Source organism: Streptomyces sp. NPDC021225 (assembly GCF_044332865.1).
In the GTDB taxonomy this organism is placed as follows: Bacteria; Actinomycetota; Actinomycetes; order Streptomycetales; family Streptomycetaceae; genus Streptomyces.
The window spans coordinates 150,826-165,312 of the sequence record NZ_JBIRPV010000001.1 but is presented as its reverse complement, the minus strand read 5'-3'; the positions used below and the strand labels follow the sequence as shown (position 1 = coordinate 165,312).

Annotated in this window: 16 protein-coding genes; 4 read left to right on the top strand and 12 right to left on the bottom strand. The window is 69.6% G+C overall.

What is annotated here, in order from left to right; genetic code table 11:
- The first annotated feature begins 277 nt into the window (after window positions 1-277).
- Window positions 278-1,528 (top strand): PTS transporter subunit EIIC, encoded by a 1,251-nt coding sequence (locus ACH4S9_RS00765; RefSeq protein ID WP_398368960.1) that lies wholly within the window; start codon window positions 278-280, stop codon window positions 1,526-1,528.
- Window positions 1,529-1,622: 94 nt separating this feature from the next.
- Here ACH4S9_RS00765 and ACH4S9_RS00760 read toward each other — a convergent pair whose 3' ends face one another.
- The 8 genes from ACH4S9_RS00760 to clpS all read right to left on the bottom strand — a co-directional run bounded on the left by ACH4S9_RS00760 (window position 1,623) and on the right by clpS (window position 7,246).
- Complete coding sequence (locus ACH4S9_RS00760; RefSeq protein ID WP_311727311.1) at window positions 1,623-2,375, bottom strand: MBL fold metallo-hydrolase; 753 nt, start codon at window positions 2,373-2,375, stop codon at window positions 1,623-1,625.
- Window positions 2,376-2,593: 218 nt separating this feature from the next.
- Entirely contained in the window at window positions 2,594-3,544 is a 951-nt protein-coding gene (locus ACH4S9_RS00755) for a cysteine synthase (RefSeq protein ID WP_311727312.1), read from the bottom strand.
- Window positions 3,544-3,822: a MoaD/ThiS family protein gene (locus ACH4S9_RS00750; RefSeq protein ID WP_311727313.1), complete on the bottom strand. Its 279-nt coding sequence runs from the start codon at window positions 3,820-3,822 to the stop codon at window positions 3,544-3,546. Before ACH4S9_RS00750 ends, ACH4S9_RS00755 begins: the two co-directional genes overlap by 1 nt.
- Before the next feature lie 109 nt (window positions 3,823-3,931).
- Window positions 3,932-4,045, bottom strand: a complete 114-nt coding sequence (locus ACH4S9_RS00745; protein ID WP_311727314.1) for a putative leader peptide — start codon at window positions 4,043-4,045, stop codon at window positions 3,932-3,934.
- A gap of 91 nt (window positions 4,046-4,136) precedes the next feature.
- Window positions 4,137-4,562: a Mov34/MPN/PAD-1 family protein gene (locus tag ACH4S9_RS00740; protein ID WP_398368957.1), complete on the bottom strand. Its 426-nt coding sequence runs from the start codon at window positions 4,560-4,562 to the stop codon at window positions 4,137-4,139.
- Between the two features lie 88 nt (window positions 4,563-4,650).
- Complete coding sequence (locus tag ACH4S9_RS00735; protein WP_311727317.1) at window positions 4,651-6,108, bottom strand: amino acid permease; 1,458 nt, start codon at window positions 6,106-6,108, stop codon at window positions 4,651-4,653.
- Between the two features lie 197 nt (window positions 6,109-6,305).
- Window positions 6,306-6,935: a DUF2017 domain-containing protein gene (locus ACH4S9_RS00730; RefSeq protein WP_398368954.1), complete on the bottom strand. Its 630-nt coding sequence runs from the start codon at window positions 6,933-6,935 to the stop codon at window positions 6,306-6,308.
- Entirely contained in the window at window positions 6,935-7,246 is a 312-nt protein-coding gene (gene clpS, locus ACH4S9_RS00725) for an ATP-dependent Clp protease adapter ClpS (protein WP_311727319.1), read from the bottom strand. Before clpS ends, ACH4S9_RS00730 begins: the two co-directional genes overlap by 1 nt.
- Window positions 7,247-7,353: 107 nt before the next feature.
- On the opposite strand from clpS, the gene ACH4S9_RS00720 reads away from it, so the two are divergent.
- Together ACH4S9_RS00720 and ACH4S9_RS00715 are read left to right on the top strand one after the other, a co-directional pair.
- The gene (locus ACH4S9_RS00720) at window positions 7,354-8,688 is read left to right on the top strand and encodes a nicotinate phosphoribosyltransferase (RefSeq protein ID WP_398368952.1); all 1,335 of its coding nucleotides are present in this window, start codon (window positions 7,354-7,356) and stop codon (window positions 8,686-8,688) included.
- 350 nt (window positions 8,689-9,038) lie between these two features.
- Window positions 9,039-9,623, top strand: a complete 585-nt coding sequence (locus tag ACH4S9_RS00715; RefSeq protein ID WP_311727321.1) for a nicotinamidase — start codon at window positions 9,039-9,041, stop codon at window positions 9,621-9,623.
- Between the two features lie 20 nt (window positions 9,624-9,643).
- On the opposite strand, the gene ACH4S9_RS00710 is transcribed toward ACH4S9_RS00715, so the two are convergent.
- Entirely contained in the window at window positions 9,644-9,955 is a 312-nt protein-coding gene (locus tag ACH4S9_RS00710; RefSeq protein WP_089512381.1) for a hypothetical protein, read from the bottom strand.
- Window positions 9,956-10,086: 131 nt separating this feature from the next.
- Window positions 10,087-12,480: an immune inhibitor A domain-containing protein gene (locus ACH4S9_RS00705; RefSeq protein WP_385340337.1), complete on the bottom strand. Its 2,394-nt coding sequence runs from the start codon at window positions 12,478-12,480 to the stop codon at window positions 10,087-10,089.
- A gap of 331 nt (window positions 12,481-12,811) precedes the next feature.
- Between ACH4S9_RS00705 and ACH4S9_RS00700 the strand changes: the two genes are divergently transcribed.
- A complete protein-coding gene (locus tag ACH4S9_RS00700) occupies window positions 12,812-13,114 on the top strand; it encodes a hypothetical protein (RefSeq protein WP_311727323.1) in 303 nt (100 codons plus the stop codon).
- Between the two features lie 25 nt (window positions 13,115-13,139).
- Here ACH4S9_RS00700 and ACH4S9_RS00695 read toward each other — a convergent pair whose 3' ends face one another.
- A complete protein-coding gene (locus tag ACH4S9_RS00695; protein WP_311727325.1) occupies window positions 13,140-13,640 on the bottom strand; it encodes an RDD family protein in 501 nt (166 codons plus the stop codon).
- A 67-nt stretch (window positions 13,641-13,707) separates the two neighbouring features.
- Window positions 13,708-14,487 (bottom strand): RDD family protein, encoded by a 780-nt coding sequence (locus tag ACH4S9_RS00690; protein ID WP_398368949.1) that lies wholly within the window; start codon window positions 14,485-14,487, stop codon window positions 13,708-13,710.

Genomic DNA, 14,487 nt, shown 5'->3' with positions numbered 1-14,487 from the left:
GCGGGTTGTCATACGTTAACCATGTTTAGTCCCGGTTCGCTCGGCCATGTCCGGAAAAGCACCCCGAGACGGCGCAGTGGTCTACACCATTATCGCGATCACTTCCGGCCTCACCGCATCACCCTCCAGTGGTTCAGACCACACCGGAACGATAGATTCCGTTATCCCGCCCTTGCGTGCTAGAACAGGTCTACACCACTGTGGTGTAGACCATATGCGGGCCGTTCGGGGAGACCTCCCAGCGGTAGCTGGGGCCCGCCTCACCAGGAGGAATCCGATGAGTTCGGCCACCGCTACGGCCGCGCCCGCGAAAAAGCGGGGCGCCGGTCTGTTCCAGGGACTTCAGAAGGTCGGCCGCAGCCTCCAGCTGCCCATCGCGGTCCTGCCCGCCGCCGGCATCATGGTGCGGCTCGGCCAGCCCGATGTCTTCGGCGCTGACGGCCTCGGCTGGAACAAGGTCGCCGCCGTGTTCAACAACGCGGGCGGCGCGCTCACCGGCGCACTGCCGCTGCTGTTCTGCGTGGGCGTGGCCATCGGGTTCGCCAGGAAGTCGGACGGCTCCACCGCGCTGGCCGCCGTGGTCGGCTTCCTGGTCTACAGCAAGGTCCTGGAGGCGTTCCCGGTCGCCGACGCGGTCATCCAGAAGGGCCAGGACATCCCGGCCAAGTTCAACGACCCCGGCGTGCTCGGCGGCATCGTGATGGGGCTGCTGACCGCGGTGCTGTGGCAGCGCTTCCACCGCACCCGGCTGGTGGACTGGCTCGGCTTCTTCAACGGCCGTCGCCTGGTGCCGATCATCATGGCTTTCGTGGGGATCGCGGTGGGGGTCTTCTTCGGCCTGGTCTGGGAGCCGATCGGCGAGGGCATCGGCAACTTCGGCGAGTGGATGACGGGCCTGGGGTCCGCGGGCTCGGCGCTGTTCGGCGCGGTCAACCGCGCGCTGATCCCCATTGGCATGCACCAGTTCGTGAACACCGTGGCCTGGTTCCAGCTCGGCGACTTCACCAACGCGGCCGGCCAGGTCGTGCACGGCGACTACAACCGCTTCCTGGCGGGCGACCCGACCGCCGGAATGTTCATGTCCGGCTTCTTCCCGATCATGATGTTCGGTCTGCCGGCCGCCGCCCTGGCCATGGCCCACACCGCGCGCCCCGAGCGCCGCAAGGCCGTGCTGGGCATGATGGTCTCGCTGGCGCTGACCTCGTTCGTCACCGGGGTGACCGAGCCGATCGAGTTCTCGTTCATGTTCATCGCGCCGCTGCTGTACGTGATCCACGCGCTGCTGACCGCCGCGTCCATGGCGATCACCTGGGCCCTGGGCGTGCACGCGGGCTTCAACTTCTCCGCGGGCTTCATCGACTACGCGCTCAACTGGACCCAGGCCACCAAGCCATGGCTGATCATCCCGATCGGGCTGGCCTTCGCGGCGGTCTACTACGTGATCTTCCGCTTCGCGATCGTCAAGTTCGACCTCCCCACCCCGGGCCGGGAGCCCGAGGAGGAGGTCGAGGACCTCACCAAGGCGTAGCCCGCGCCCCGTACGTGGCCGAGGCCCCCGGAACCGACCGCGGTTCCGGGGGCCTCATGCGCGTACGGGGCCGCCGCCCGGGGTGGCCGCCGCCTCAAAGCTCGTAGACCGCGCCGGCCTTCGCCAGCTCGACCGGTCCGCCGAAGACCGCCTGCGCGTCCCGCTGGTTGATCTGGGGGTCCGTCCACGGCGGGATGTGCGTCAGCACCAGGGTGCCGACCCCGGCGCGCCGCGCGTGCTCCCCCGCCTGCCGCCCGTTGAGATGCAGCTCGGGGATGTCTTCCTTGCCGTGGGTGAACGCGGCCTCGCACAGGAACAGGTCGGCGCCCCGGGCGAGCTCCACCAGCGCCTCGCAGGGGCCGGTGTCGCCGGAGTAGACCAGTGACCGTCCGCCGTGCTCGATGCGGAAGCCGAACGCCTCCACGGGGTGGCAGACCCGGGCGGTGCGGATGGTGAAGGGGCCGAGGGTGAAGGTGCCCGGGGTCAGCGTGCGGAAGTCGAAGACCTCCTGCATGGACTTCTCGTCGGGCACGTCCTCGTAGGCCCGGACGAGCCGGCGCTCGGTGCCCTCGGGTCCGTAGACCGGGATCGCCTCGGCGCGTCCGCCGTCGTGCCGGTAGTAGCGGGCGACGAAGTACGCGCACATGTCGATGCAGTGATCGGGGTGCAGATGGGAGAGGAATACGGAGTCGAGGTCGTAGAGACCGCAGTGGCGCTGGAGCTCGCCGAGGGCGCCATTGCCCATGTCGAGCAGCAGCCGGTAGCCGTCGGCCTCTACGAGGTAGCTCGAGCAGGCCGATTCCGCGGACGGGAACGACCCTGAGCATCCGACGACGGTGAGCTTCATGAAGCAGGAACCTCCTCGGGGGGTCCCCATGCCGAAGGTCATGGGCGGGTGCAGGGGTCATGCGGTGCCCACGAGCGTAAGGCGCTAAAGCCCTGGTCGCTCCTCCACAGGCCCACGTTGTGGGCGGAATCACCAGGACGGCCGGGAACTGGCTTCCCGGCGGTCCCGGTCCGATCCACCCGCCCCCACAGCCCCAGCCCCCCGATTGCGGCCGCGGGCTACGCCCAGAGCTGGCCGTGCAGCGTCTCGATGGCCTCCTCGGTCGTGGCGGCGGTGTAGACGCCCGTCGACAGATACTTCCAGCCGCCGTCGGCGACGACGAAGACCACATCGGCGCTCTCGCCCGCCTGCACCGCCTTGCGGGCGACGCCGAGCGCGGCGTGCAGCGCGGCCCCCGTCGAGACGCCCGCGAAGATGCCCTCCTCGGCGAGGAGTTGCCGGGTGCGCGCCACCGCGTCCTCGGAGCCGACCGAGAAGCGGGTGGTCAGCACGGACTCGTCGTAGAGCTCGGGTACGAAGCCCTCGTCGAGGTTGCGCAGGCCGTAGACGACGTCGTCATAGCGGGGCTCGGCGGCCACGATCTGGATTCCGGGGATGTGCTCGCGCAGATAGCGGCCGACGCCCATCAGGGTCCCGGTGGTGCCGAGCCCGGCGACGAAGTGGGTGACCGACGGCAGGTCGGCCAGGATCTCCGGGCCGGTGGTGGCGTAGTGGGCGCCCGCGTTGTCGGCGTTGCCGTACTGGTAGAGCATCACCCAGTCCGGGTGCTCGGCGCTGAGCTCCTTGGCGACCCGCACGGCCGTGTTGGAACCCCCGGCGGCGGGCGAGGAGATGATCTCCGCGCCCCACATGGCGAGCAGCTGGCGCCGCTCCTCGCTGGTGTTCTCCGGCATGACGCACACGATGCGGTAGCCCTTGAGCTTGGCCGCCATGGCCAGCGAGATGCCGGTGTTGCCGGAGGTCGGTTCCAGGATGGTGCAGCCCGGTGCCAGCCGGCCGTCCTTCTCGGCCTGTTCGATCATGTGGAGCGCGGGGCGGTCCTTGATCGAGCCGGTCGGGTTGCGGTCCTCCAGCTTCGCCCAGATGCGGACGTCGGCGGAGGGCGAGAGCCTCGGCAGCCTGACGAGCGGCGTATTGCCGACCGCTGCCAGAGGGCTGTCGTACCGCATCAGACCCCGCCGCCCGCGACCGCCGGGAGGATCGTCACGCTGTCGCCGTCGGAGAGCTTGGTGGTGATGCCGTCGAGGAAGCGCACATCCTCGTCGTTCAGGTAGACGTTGACGAAGCGGCGCAGCTCACCGTTCTGGAGCAGGCGCTCCTGGATGCCGGTGTGCCGGGTCTCGAGGTCGGCGAAGAGCTCGGCGATCGTGTTCCCGCTGCCCTCGACCGCCTTCTGGCCGTCGGTGTAGGTGCGGAGGATGGTCGGGATGCGGACCTCGATGGCCATGTGTGTGGGCTCCTGTCGGAGGGCGGGATTCAGGCCCTCCCGGACGGCGTCCGGGGGGAGGGTCGGTGCGCGCGGCGGGCGCGCGGGCGGGGGCGTGACTCCGCGGCGGTCAGGCGGCGGCCGGGCGCGGACACATCGCGCTGGCGAGCCGGCACAGGTCGACGTGGAGGCGCGCCACGAGCAGCATGCCCGGCGTCTTCTCGCTCACATCATCGACAACCATGGGGTCATCGTATCGATTCCCCCTCCCGCTTCCCGAGAGCCGTCCCGCGATGCGGGCGGCCACCGACCACGATGCGAGATATGGGGCCGCCTCAGTAGGCCTCGACGACCTTGACCTCCTCCTCGGTCACCTCGCCGTCCACGATCCGGAAGGACCGGAACTGGACCGGGCCCTCGTCGTTGCCGCACTCGGCGGTGGAGACCAGGACGTAGTGCGCGCCGGGCTCGTTGGCGTACGAGATGTCGGTGCGGGAGGGGTAGGCCTCGGTGGCGGTGTGCGAGTGATAGATGACCACGGGTTCCTCGTCCCGGTCGTCCATCTCGCGGTAGAGCTTGAGCAGGTCGGTCGAGTCGAACTCGTAGAAGGTGGGCGAGCGGGCCGCGTTGAGCATCGGGATGAACCGCTCGGGGCGGCCGCTGCCGGCCGGACCGGCGATCACGCCGCAGGCCTCGTCGGGGTGGTCGGCGCGGGCGTGCGCGACGATCTGGTCATGGAGGGCCTGCGTGATGGTCAGCATGGCCAAAGAATAAGACGGGCTCCGGACCGTGAGATCCGGAGCCCGTCTGCCGAGACGAGGCCCGCCGCTACGTCGCGAGGCCCGTTCGCTACTGCGCCAGGCGCTCCGGCTCCGGGGCGGCGTCGGCCGCCCGCGGGTCGCGGTTCTTCAGGACCGCCCAGCCGACGGCCAGGCACACGGCCCAGACGGCGCCGACGTACAGCGAGATCCGGGCGTCCTTGTCGTAGGCGACGAGGCAGGTGACGAAGAGCAGGAAGATCAGCGCGACCCAGCTGAAGACCGCGCCGCCGGGGGCCGGGAAGGACGAGGCCCTCAGCCGTCCGGCGCGCACCGCGCCGCGGTAGCGGATGTGGCTGACCAGGATCATCGCCCAGGACCAGATGCCCGCGGCGGTGGCGACCGAGGTGACGTACCCGAAGGCCTTCTCCGGGACCAGGTAGTTCAGGACCACGCCGACGCCCATGAGGGCGACGGACAGGGTGATGCCGATGGCCGGGGTCTTGCGGGCGTTGAGCTTGCCGAACGCCTTCGGGGCCTCGCCGTTGGAGGCCAGGTCGCGCAGCATCCGGCCGGTCGAGTACATGCCGGAGTTGCAGGACGACAGGGCCGCGGTGAGCACGACGAAGTTGACGATGCCCGCGGCGAAGGGGATGCCGATCACCGAGAAGGCGTGGACGAAGGGGCTCTCGTCCGCCGAGAACTCGGTCCACTTGACCACGGCGAGCAGGACCAGCAGGGCACCCACATAGAAGATGAGGATGCGCCAGGGCAGGGTGTTGATCGCCTTGGGCAGGGTCTTCTCGGGGTTCTCGGACTCGCCCGCGGTGACGCCGACCAGTTCGACGGCGATGTAGGCGAACATGACGCCCTGGAGGGTCATGAGGCTGTCGCCGATGCCGTTCGGGAAGATGCCGCCGTGCGACCAGAGGTTGGAGACGGAGGCGGTGTCACCGGCGTCGGAGAAGCCGAGGGTGAGTACGCCGAGACCGATGACGATCATGCCGATGATGGCGGTGACCTTGACCATCGAGAACCAGAACTCGACCTCGCCGAAGATCTTCACCGAGATCAGGTTGACCCCGAACAGCACCACCAGGAAGACCAGCGCGCTGACCCACTGCGGGATCGACGGGAACCAGAAGTGGATGTAGATGGCGGCCGCGGTGAGCTCGGCCATGCCGGTGACCACCCACATCAGCCAGTACGTCCAGCCGGTGACAAAGCCGAAGAACGGGCCGAGGAACTCCCGGGCGTACTCCGAGAAGGATCCGGTGACCGGCCGGTAGAGGAGCAGCTCGCCGAGCGCCCGCATGATGAAGAAGATGACCACGCCGGCGAGCGCGTACATGAGGATGATGCTGGGCCCGGCCTTGGCGATGTTCGCCCCGGCCTTCATGAAGAGCCCGACGCCGATGGCGCCGCCGATGGCGATCATCTGGACCTGGCGGCTGCCCAGGCCCCGCTCGTAACCCTCTTCGGAAGTGGTACCCGCGGCCCCATCGCCGACAGCGTCGTCTCCAGGCCGATCGACCCGCACTGAGGTCATGGTTTGTACGCCTTTCTTCCTGTGGGGGGCTGGCGATCGTGAAGATTTATCACGGCGGCAACACTGATCGACACGGGTAGATGTGCGGTACACCACAGGAAGAAGCGGGCAAATAGGACCTCAGACGGCAAAGGCCCCCGCCTTGGTGACGCGATCGTTATCCGGACTTGAGCATCCTCTAAACGAACACGCAGTGATCAGGGCATCAGCGTTTCGACGAGGGTCTCCTGGAGGCCGCCGAGCCAGAAATACGCCATCACCATGGGTTTACGCGGATCGGAGTCCGGAAGCTTGAGCATTTCACCGCCGTCGTCCTCATCGGTGACCTCCAGCCGGGTGCCGATGGCCAGCCGCAGGTCGTTCAGGGCGCCGAGCCACTGCCGGGACTGCTCGGGCGAGAGCTCCAGCACGCCGGCCTCCGCCTCACCCCCCTCGGCCTCCGCCCCCGCCCCGGAGCCCTCGAGGGCGTCCAGGCCGCGCACCACCGCCAGGGCGTCCTCGCGCTTACGGGCCCGCAGGTCGTTCTCGGTGTAGCGGCGGAACTCGGCCGAGGCGTCCAGCGCCGCGGCCTCCTCGTCGGCCCCCCGCTTCTGCCCGGGACCGCCGTACGCGTCCGGGAACAGCCGGGCGAGCGCCGGGTCCGCGGGCGGCTTGGTGGGCCCGTCGGCGAACAGCGCGTCCAGCGGGTCGCGCCCCTCCACCGGCTCCGTGCCGGGCCCGATCAGCTCCAGCAGCTGAACGGCCAGGCTGCGCAGGATGGAGATCTCCACCTCGTCCAGGGCCACCGTGGCCCCGCCGCCGGGCAGCGGCTCGAAGTGCCCCGCCATCAGCGGTCCTGCTGGAGAGTCGCCCACAGGCCGTACCCGTGCATCGCCTGCACGTCGCGCTCCATCTCCTCGCGGGTGCCGCTCGAGACGATCGCGCGGCCCTTGTGGTGGACGTCCAGCATCAGTCGGTGCGCCTTGTCCTTCGAATAGCCGAAGTACGTCTGAAAGACATACGTGACATAGCTCATGAGGTTGACCGGATCGTTGTGCACCACCGTGACCCACGGAACGTCAGGTTCGGGTACCGCCGAAGGCGCCTCGCTGGACTGGGGCCGTTCGATCTCCACCGGTGTCGCACTCACACCCCCCATGCTGCCACCCGGCATGGCCCGTCGCATAAACACCCCCTCCGAACCGGCACCTCGTCCGGCACCAGAAATCGTCACTCTGACGAGTATCGGAGGTAGCATCATCCTCCATGAACACCGCTCACCTCGGGCTGCCGGTGGACGTGCCATCGACAGCGCTGTTCACCGACCGGTACGAACTGACCATGCTCCAGGCCGCACTGCGCGCCGGCACCGCCGACCGCCGCTCGGTCTTCGAGGTCTTCACCCGCCGCCTCCCCGAGGGACGGCGGTACGGCGTGGTCGGCGGCACCGGCCGGGTGCTGGACGCCGTGGAGAACTTCCGCTTCGACAGCGACGTCCTGGACTTCCTCGCCGACCAGCGGATCGTGGACGAACCGACGCTGGAATGGCTGGCCGGCTACCGCTTCCGCGGCGACATCTGGGGCTACCCGGAGGGCGAGGTCTACTTCCCCGGCTCGCCGATCATGCGCGTCGAGGGCAGCTTCGGCGAGGCCGTCCTGCTGGAGACGGTGATCCTCTCCATCCTCAACCACGACTCCGCGGTCGCCGCCGCGGCCTCCCGGATGTCCGTGGCCGCGGGCGGCCGGCCGCTGATCGAGATGGGCGCGCGCCGCACCCACGAGCTGTCCGCCGTCGCCTCGGCCCGCGCCGCGTACGTCGGAGGCTTCGCCTCCACCTCCGATCTGGCCGCCGGGTTCCGCTACAAGATCCCGACCGTGGGCACCAGCGCGCACGCCTTCACCCTGCTGCACGACTCCGAGCGGGACGCCTTCACCGCACAGGTCGCCTCCCTCGGCAGCGCCACCACCCTCCTGGTCGACACCTTCGACGTCGCCGAGGCGGTGCGCACCGCCGTCGAGGTCGCGGGCACCGAGCTGGGCGCGGTCCGGATCGACTCCGGGGACCTGCTGCTCCTCGCCCACCGGGTGCGCCATCAGCTCGACGAGTTCGGCGCCAAGAACACCAAGATCGTGGTCACCAGCGACCTCGACGAGTACGCCATCGCCTCGCTCGCGGCCGCGCCCGTGGACGCGTACGGGGTCGGCACCCAGCTGGTCACCGGCAGCGGGCACCCGACCTGCTCGATGGTCTACAAGCTGGTCGCCCGGGCCGAATCCGACGCCCCGGGGGCGCCGCTGCGCCCCGTGGCGAAGAAGTCCATGGGCTCCAAGACCTCGGTCGGCGGCCGCAAGTGGGCCGCCCGGCGGCTGGACGCGGACGGCATGGCCGAGGCCGAGGTGGTCGGCAGCGGCCCGGTCCCGCCGGGGCTCGCGGACCGGCAGCTGCTGGCCGAGCTGGTGCGCGAGGGCGAGGTCGTGGCCCGCGAGCCGCTGGACGCGGCGCGGGACCGGCACGTGGCGGCGCGGGCGGGGCTGCCGATGTCGGCGACCCAGCTGTCGCGCGGCGAGCCGGTCATCCCGACGGAGTACGCGATGGGGTGACCCCGGGGACCCCCGCCGGGGAACCGGGGCGGCGCGGCCGGAGACGGCCCTGCGCGGGGCCCTGATGCCGCGCCCGGGCAGGGCGCACGGCAGGGCGCAACGCGGCGCGCGGAGACGGCGTGCACACCGGCCGATGCGGCGCGTGCGCCTGGCCTCGCGCCCGGCCGCCGTATCGTGCCGGAGCACGATCCCACCGGCCCGATGGCCGCCCCCCGCCCACTCCCGCAAACCAGGCCGAGTCTCTACCCTCGGTTACATCCACAGCAGCCGGCAGACCACTAGCACACCAAACCGCTTCGGGCCGAGTCGCTTACCGGTCCTCATCTGATCCCAGCCGGAAGGCGCACGCCATGCACCGGGCACTGATCGTCGTCGACGTCCAGAACGACTTCTGCGAGGGGGGCAGCCTCGCGGTCCAGGGCGGCGCGGATGTCGCCGCCGCCATTACGGATCTCATCGGGGAGGCGACGCCCGGTTACCGCCATGTCGTCGCCACCCGGGACCACCACATCGACCCCGGGGACCATTTCTCCGACAATCCCGATTACGTGCGCAGCTGGCCGCCGCACTGCGTGGCGGGCACCGAGGGCAGCGGCTTCCACCCGAACTTCGCGCCCGCCGTGGCCTCCGGGGCCATCGACGCGGTCTTCGACAAGGGCGCGTACGAGGCGGCGTACAGCGGCTTCGAGGGCGCCGACGAGAACGGCATGCCGCTGGCGCGGTGGCTGCACGAGCGCGGGGTGACCGAGGTGGACGTGGTCGGCATCGCCACGGACCACTGTGTGCGGGCCACGGCCCTGGACGCGCGCCGTGAGGGGTTCACGACGCACGTCCTGCTGGATCTGACCGCCGGGGTCGCCCAGCCGACCACGGAGCGGGCCCTGGAGGAGCTCCGGGAGGCGGGCGTGGAGCTCTCGGGCAAGCCGGTGGTCTGACCCCGACTGACCCGTCCGGGCTATGCCGTCGCGGGCGGCCGCAGCAGCGCCGCGATGGGGTGCCACAGCTCCCCCACCCCGTACGGCGCCGTACGCCACACCAGGCCGTCCGGATGGTGCAGCACCGCCGTCACCTCGTCCGGTGTCGGCGGCGCGCTGTTCCCCCGCAGGTACACCGCCCGCAGTCCGAGATTGCGCAGCCTGGTCAGGGCGCGCTGGCGGTTCGCGGCGTGTACGAGCACCCGTACGCCGCCCTCGCCCAGCGGTCGCGGCAGGGTCAGTGCCACGACCACGCTGCCTCCCGGCAGCTTGGTGAATCCTCCGTCGGCCATGTGTCCATGTCCCCCGTGAGACGTCGTGTCAGCAAGAAAGGTCTAGGGGCATCTAAACGCGAACGGCCGCCGCCCGCTAGGGGGCGACGGCCGATGCCGCTCTGACCTGCGACGATGGCAGATCTATTGATCTATCTGGTGGACGGGGAGACCTGGACGGTCAGCGTGGAGGCGCCCGGGAGCTCCTTCAGGATGCTGATCTTGGTGTTGGTGTCAGCAACGCGCACCCCACCCGTCGGATTCGACTCGTACCAGTACGTACCCTTACGGTCATCGAAGACCGGTGTGCCCCGCTTTGCCGGAACCTTCGTCGCGACGCCGTTCTTGTGGAGCGTGAAGCCGTCCGTCGGGTACCGGCTGAAGGGCGAGTCGTACGCCTGGATCCGGTTGCGCATCAGCGTGCCGTCCGCCCAGGTGTGCGGGGTGGCGTGCGCGTCGACCGGCAGGATCCGGCCGGAACCGGCGTGCACGCCGACGTTGTTGTCCGGCTGCGAGGTGTCCCACTGCCAGATCAGCAGGCCGTTCTGGTAGGGGAAGTGCTCGACCCAGTCGGGCCGGCTGTTGAGCCAGCCGAAGTTGTACGGGCCGACCTTGAGCGTCTTGTCGTACGACACGTACTGGCGGTTCTCCGCGATGTAGTACTGCGGGTAGTCCTTGGAGAAGGACGCCCCGATGCGCGAGAAGCCGTTCGCGGTCCAGCCGTTGTCGTCGCCCTCGGCGCCGTCGGTGAGCACCGGCGCGCCGTCCGCCGTCAGGGTGATCGCGTCGGCCGCGAAGCCCGTCCCGGCCACGCCGCCGTCCGTCTGGTAGCGGAAGCGCAGATCGATCTTCTTGCCCGCGTAGGCGTCGAGCGGGAAGGAGAGCTTCTTGTACGCGCCCGAGGTCCCGGTCAGCGCGGGCTTGTCGCCGGCGTCGCGCGGGATGGACTTGCCGTCCGCCGTGCCGTCCACCGGCGTCCAGTTGGCGCCGCCGTCCGTGGACACCTCGGTGTAGAGGTAGTCGTAGTTGTCCTCGATCTCCCACCAACCCTGAAGGTCCAGGCTCGCCTTGGACTTGCCGGTCAGGTCGACCGACCGGGTCAGGGTGTTCTTGAGGTCGTCGCCCATGCCGCTCCACCACTGCTTGGAGCCCTCGGCGGGCTGCACGACCTCGGTGGTGACGGCCTTGTCGGGCAGCTGGACCACCAGCGCCTGCGGGTTCTTGGTGTTGTACTCGGCCACCCCGAGGGTGTGCCGGGACTTCGTCGCGGCCTTGGCCGTGTCGTAGTCCAGCCAGCCGAGCTGGAGCTTGTCCCAGGCGCTCATGTCGCCCGGCAGATCGCCGATGGCGTCCTCGCCGGTGCCCAGCCAGGAGCCGGAGGACATCAGCGACCAGAAGGCGACCGACGACTCGCCCCTGCCGGTGGTGTCGTACTCGTCCGGCAGGCCCAGGTCGTGACCGTACTCATGGGCGAAGACGCCCAGCCCGCCGTTCTCCGGCTGCATGGTGTAGTCGCCGACCCAGATGCCGGTGTCGCCGATCTGCGCGCCGCCGGCCTTGTTCTCCCCGGGGCCGGTGCGCCCCGCGTCGGTGCCGTACGCGTACCAGCGGTGGGCCCAGATCGCGTCCGTGCCCTGGGCGCCGCCGCCCGCCGACTCGTCCTCACCGGCGTGGACGATCTGGAAGTGGTCGATGTAGCCGTCGGGCTCGTTGAAGTTGCCGTCGTTGTCGTAGTCGTAGCGGTCCCACTGGTCGTACTTCGCCAGGTCCGCCTTGATCTCGTCGTCGCTGCGGCCGGCGGCCTTCTGGTCCTTGGCCCACTGGTTCACGCCGTCGCGGATCAGGTCCCAGGCGTTGGCGCAGTTGGTGTCGCCGCAGTAGTTGGAGCCGTACCGGGCCTCGTTCCAGTCGACCTTGACCCAGTCGGAGACCTCGCCGTCCACCGAGTAGCGGCCCGAGGACTGCTTCTCGTAGTACTTCTTCAGCGACTCCTTCCCCTTTTCGTCGGAGAAGTAGAGGTCCTGGAAGTGCTCGCGGTTGTAGTCCTTCTGCCAGGCCGTGCTGTTGTCGTTGGCACGGTCCGGCTCGGCGATCGTGTTGTGCGCCGGGCCCGGCTCGCCGCCGTACTTCTTCACCGGCGGCTCGGGGCCGTCCGGGCCGTCCGGGTCGTACATGGTGGTGTCGTCGACCTTGTCGCCGAACTCGACCAGGATGGTGAAGATCTTGTCGGTCTTCTCCCGGGCCAGCTCGACGTACTTCCCCTTGCCGAGCTTCACCACCTGGGACGCGCCGCGCCGGTCCGCCTTCGCGTCCCCGGATATCACCTGTTGCAGCGCCTCTTGCCGCTGCGCCTCCTGCTGCTTGCTGTAAGGCCCGGCCAGGTCGTGCTCGACGTCGGTCTTCGCGGGCGCGGGGTCGTGGCGTTCCACGCGCGTAGACGAACCGTCGTTCGCCTGGGCCGCTCCGGTCGACAGGGCCGCCGCGCCGAGCGCGGCAACGACGGTGGCGATGGCGGCCGATCTCACGGCCCTCCGTTGGCTGCTCACTCTTCTCCAGTCCTCCCCAGTGAAACCAGTGCGGGACATTTGACCGGAGAGGCAGGAGAAAAGACAGCCCTTGACTTGGGCAGACGAGACAAGTACGTTTCCCGGCCCACCCCTACCGCATTTCGGACGCCAACCGGCTTGGCCGTCTCACCAGTTGAAACGTCGTAGGGCCCCGTGCGCCCGTGCGCCCCCCATGCAACGGCGTCGTGGGTCAGGTCACGCTTACTCGCGTTCCTCCTCGGGCATTCAGCACCGTAGAGTCATTTTGCCGGTGCACACCCGTATGACTCATGCCCCCCGCATAGTCGTTGCCTCGAGGACGGATCCAGCCATGCCGCGTCCGACTCCTGCCCAGTTCGCCTACGGTTCGGCCACCGTCGTCTTGTCGACTTTCGCCATGCTGCTGCTGTCCCAGTCGCGTTCGGGTCTCGGGGTCACGGTGATCGCCGTGGCCGGGCTGGCGCTGGGGCTCCTCGTCGCCCTCACGGTGCCGATGCCCGGCACCCCGCGCGCCGGCCGCGCGGCGACAGCGCGGACGAACCGCACGGTGCCGGTACCCGCGCCGCGGACCCCCGCACACGCCCACGCCGAGCCCGTGGAGCCGCGGGTCAGCGAGCACTCGCTGCACGGCTGACGTCGCGCGGCGACGGCCGGTATTGCTAGGCCGCCACCACCACGGTTTTGGCCGCCTTGTCGTGCAGACACTGGCGCAGCGGCTGATCCCAGGTGCACCACAGAACGTTGAGCAGCCAGAACAGCGTGCCCACCAGCAGCGGGATCAACATCCCCGGCAGCACGTACACCACGGCCCGCACCCAGCCCTGGCGGCCCGGGACATCCCCGTCCGCCAGCATCGCCACCCGGATGCGCAGCGCCTTCTTGCCCAGCGTCTGACCGCTGCGGGCCAGCATCACGCCTTCGTATACGAAGTAGACCGCCATGGTGATCACCAGCGCGAGGGTCACCTTGCCGATGTCCTGCTCGCCGGGGTTGTCCATGGAGTACTTGAGCGCGCCGGTCGCGGCGAGCGCCACGGTCCAGATGGCGCCGAGGATCAGGGTGTCGACCAGCCGGGCGACGAAGCGCTGGCCGGGGGTCGCCGGCGGCGGCATTCCTACGGGGCGGTTGTACTGCGGATACGACAGCTGGTCGGGGCTCATGCCCCGATTACACCAGCAGGCCACGGACGGCGGATAGCTCGGGGCGATGGATCGCGGGGACGGTGGCTCAGGAGGGCACGGAGACGACGACCGTCTTGGCGACCTTGTCGTGCAGACACTGGTGGTACGGCCGGTCCCAGGTGCACCACAACACATTGATCAGCCAGAAGATGAAGCCGCAGCACGGCACGATCTCCGGCAGGGAGTACGTACCGGCGCGCAGCCAACCCGGCTGGCCGGCCGGGATCTCCCCGTTCTCCAGCATCGCGACGCGGATCTTCATGACCTTCTTGCCCACCGTCTGGCCGTACTTGGTCAGCATCAGCCCCTCATAGACGAAGTAGACGAGGGCGTAGACGATCGTCATGACGGTCGCCTCGTCGTTGTTGTTCACCGGGTCGTAATCGCCCACCAGCACGGCCAGGACCAGCCCGACCGGGATGCCCACGATCAGCGCGTCGATGATCCGGGCGACGAGGCGACGGCCGCGGTTCGCGAGCGGGGGCATGCCCGCGAGCGGGTCGGCGCTGCCGTGAGCACCGCCGTACGCGTCGCCGTAGGGCGAGCCGTACGAGGGCGGCGGCTGCTGCTTGGCGAACGACTCGCCCTCCGGCTGCTCGCCCGCCCCAGCCTGGCCCGGCCCCGGCTCGCTCGGACCCGGCTCGCCCGGCCCCGGCTCGCCCAGACCCTGTTCGCTCGGGCCCGGCTGATCCGGCCGTGCCTGCTCCGGCCCCTGCTGACCTGGCCCCGGCTGACTTGGCCCCGGCTGACTTGGCCCCGGCTCGCTCGGCCGGGGCTCATTGGGCCGGGGCTCGTCGGGCTCCGGCGTCGGCTGGTCGGTGCTCAT

What these genes read in the sequence shown, in the direction of transcription:
- ACH4S9_RS00765 (WP_398368960.1), top strand. Translation starts at nt 278, where the DNA reads ATGAGTTCGGCCACCGCTACGGCCGCGCCCGCGAAAAAGCGGGGCGCC.
- ACH4S9_RS00760 (WP_311727311.1), bottom strand. Translation starts at nt 2,375, where the DNA reads ATGAAGCTCACCGTCGTCGGATGCTCAGGGTCGTTCCCGTCCGCGGAA.
- ACH4S9_RS00755 (WP_311727312.1), bottom strand. Translation starts at nt 3,544, where the DNA reads ATGCGGTACGACAGCCCTCTGGCAGCGGTCGGCAATACGCCGCTCGTC.
- ACH4S9_RS00750 (WP_311727313.1), bottom strand. Translation starts at nt 3,822, where the DNA reads ATGGCCATCGAGGTCCGCATCCCGACCATCCTCCGCACCTACACCGAC.
- ACH4S9_RS00745 (WP_311727314.1), bottom strand. Translation starts at nt 4,045, where the DNA reads ATGGTTGTCGATGATGTGAGCGAGAAGACGCCGGGCATGCTGCTCGTG.
- ACH4S9_RS00740 (WP_398368957.1), bottom strand. Translation starts at nt 4,562, where the DNA reads ATGCTGACCATCACGCAGGCCCTCCATGACCAGATCGTCGCGCACGCC.
- ACH4S9_RS00735 (WP_311727317.1), bottom strand. Translation starts at nt 6,108, where the DNA reads ATGACCTCAGTGCGGGTCGATCGGCCTGGAGACGACGCTGTCGGCGAT.
- ACH4S9_RS00730 (WP_398368954.1), bottom strand. Translation starts at nt 6,935, where the DNA reads ATGGCGGGGCACTTCGAGCCGCTGCCCGGCGGCGGGGCCACGGTGGCC.
- clpS (WP_311727319.1), bottom strand. Translation starts at nt 7,246, where the DNA reads ATGGGGGGTGTGAGTGCGACACCGGTGGAGATCGAACGGCCCCAGTCC.
- ACH4S9_RS00720 (WP_398368952.1), top strand. Translation starts at nt 7,354, where the DNA reads ATGAACACCGCTCACCTCGGGCTGCCGGTGGACGTGCCATCGACAGCG.
- ACH4S9_RS00715 (WP_311727321.1), top strand. Translation starts at nt 9,039, where the DNA reads ATGCACCGGGCACTGATCGTCGTCGACGTCCAGAACGACTTCTGCGAG.
- ACH4S9_RS00710 (WP_089512381.1), bottom strand. Translation starts at nt 9,955, where the DNA reads ATGGCCGACGGAGGATTCACCAAGCTGCCGGGAGGCAGCGTGGTCGTG.
- ACH4S9_RS00700 (WP_311727323.1), top strand. Translation starts at nt 12,812, where the DNA reads ATGCCGCGTCCGACTCCTGCCCAGTTCGCCTACGGTTCGGCCACCGTC.
- ACH4S9_RS00695 (WP_311727325.1), bottom strand. Translation starts at nt 13,640, where the DNA reads ATGAGCCCCGACCAGCTGTCGTATCCGCAGTACAACCGCCCCGTAGGA.
- ACH4S9_RS00690 (WP_398368949.1), bottom strand. Translation starts at nt 14,487, where the DNA reads ATGAGCACCGACCAGCCGACGCCGGAGCCCGACGAGCCCCGGCCCAAT.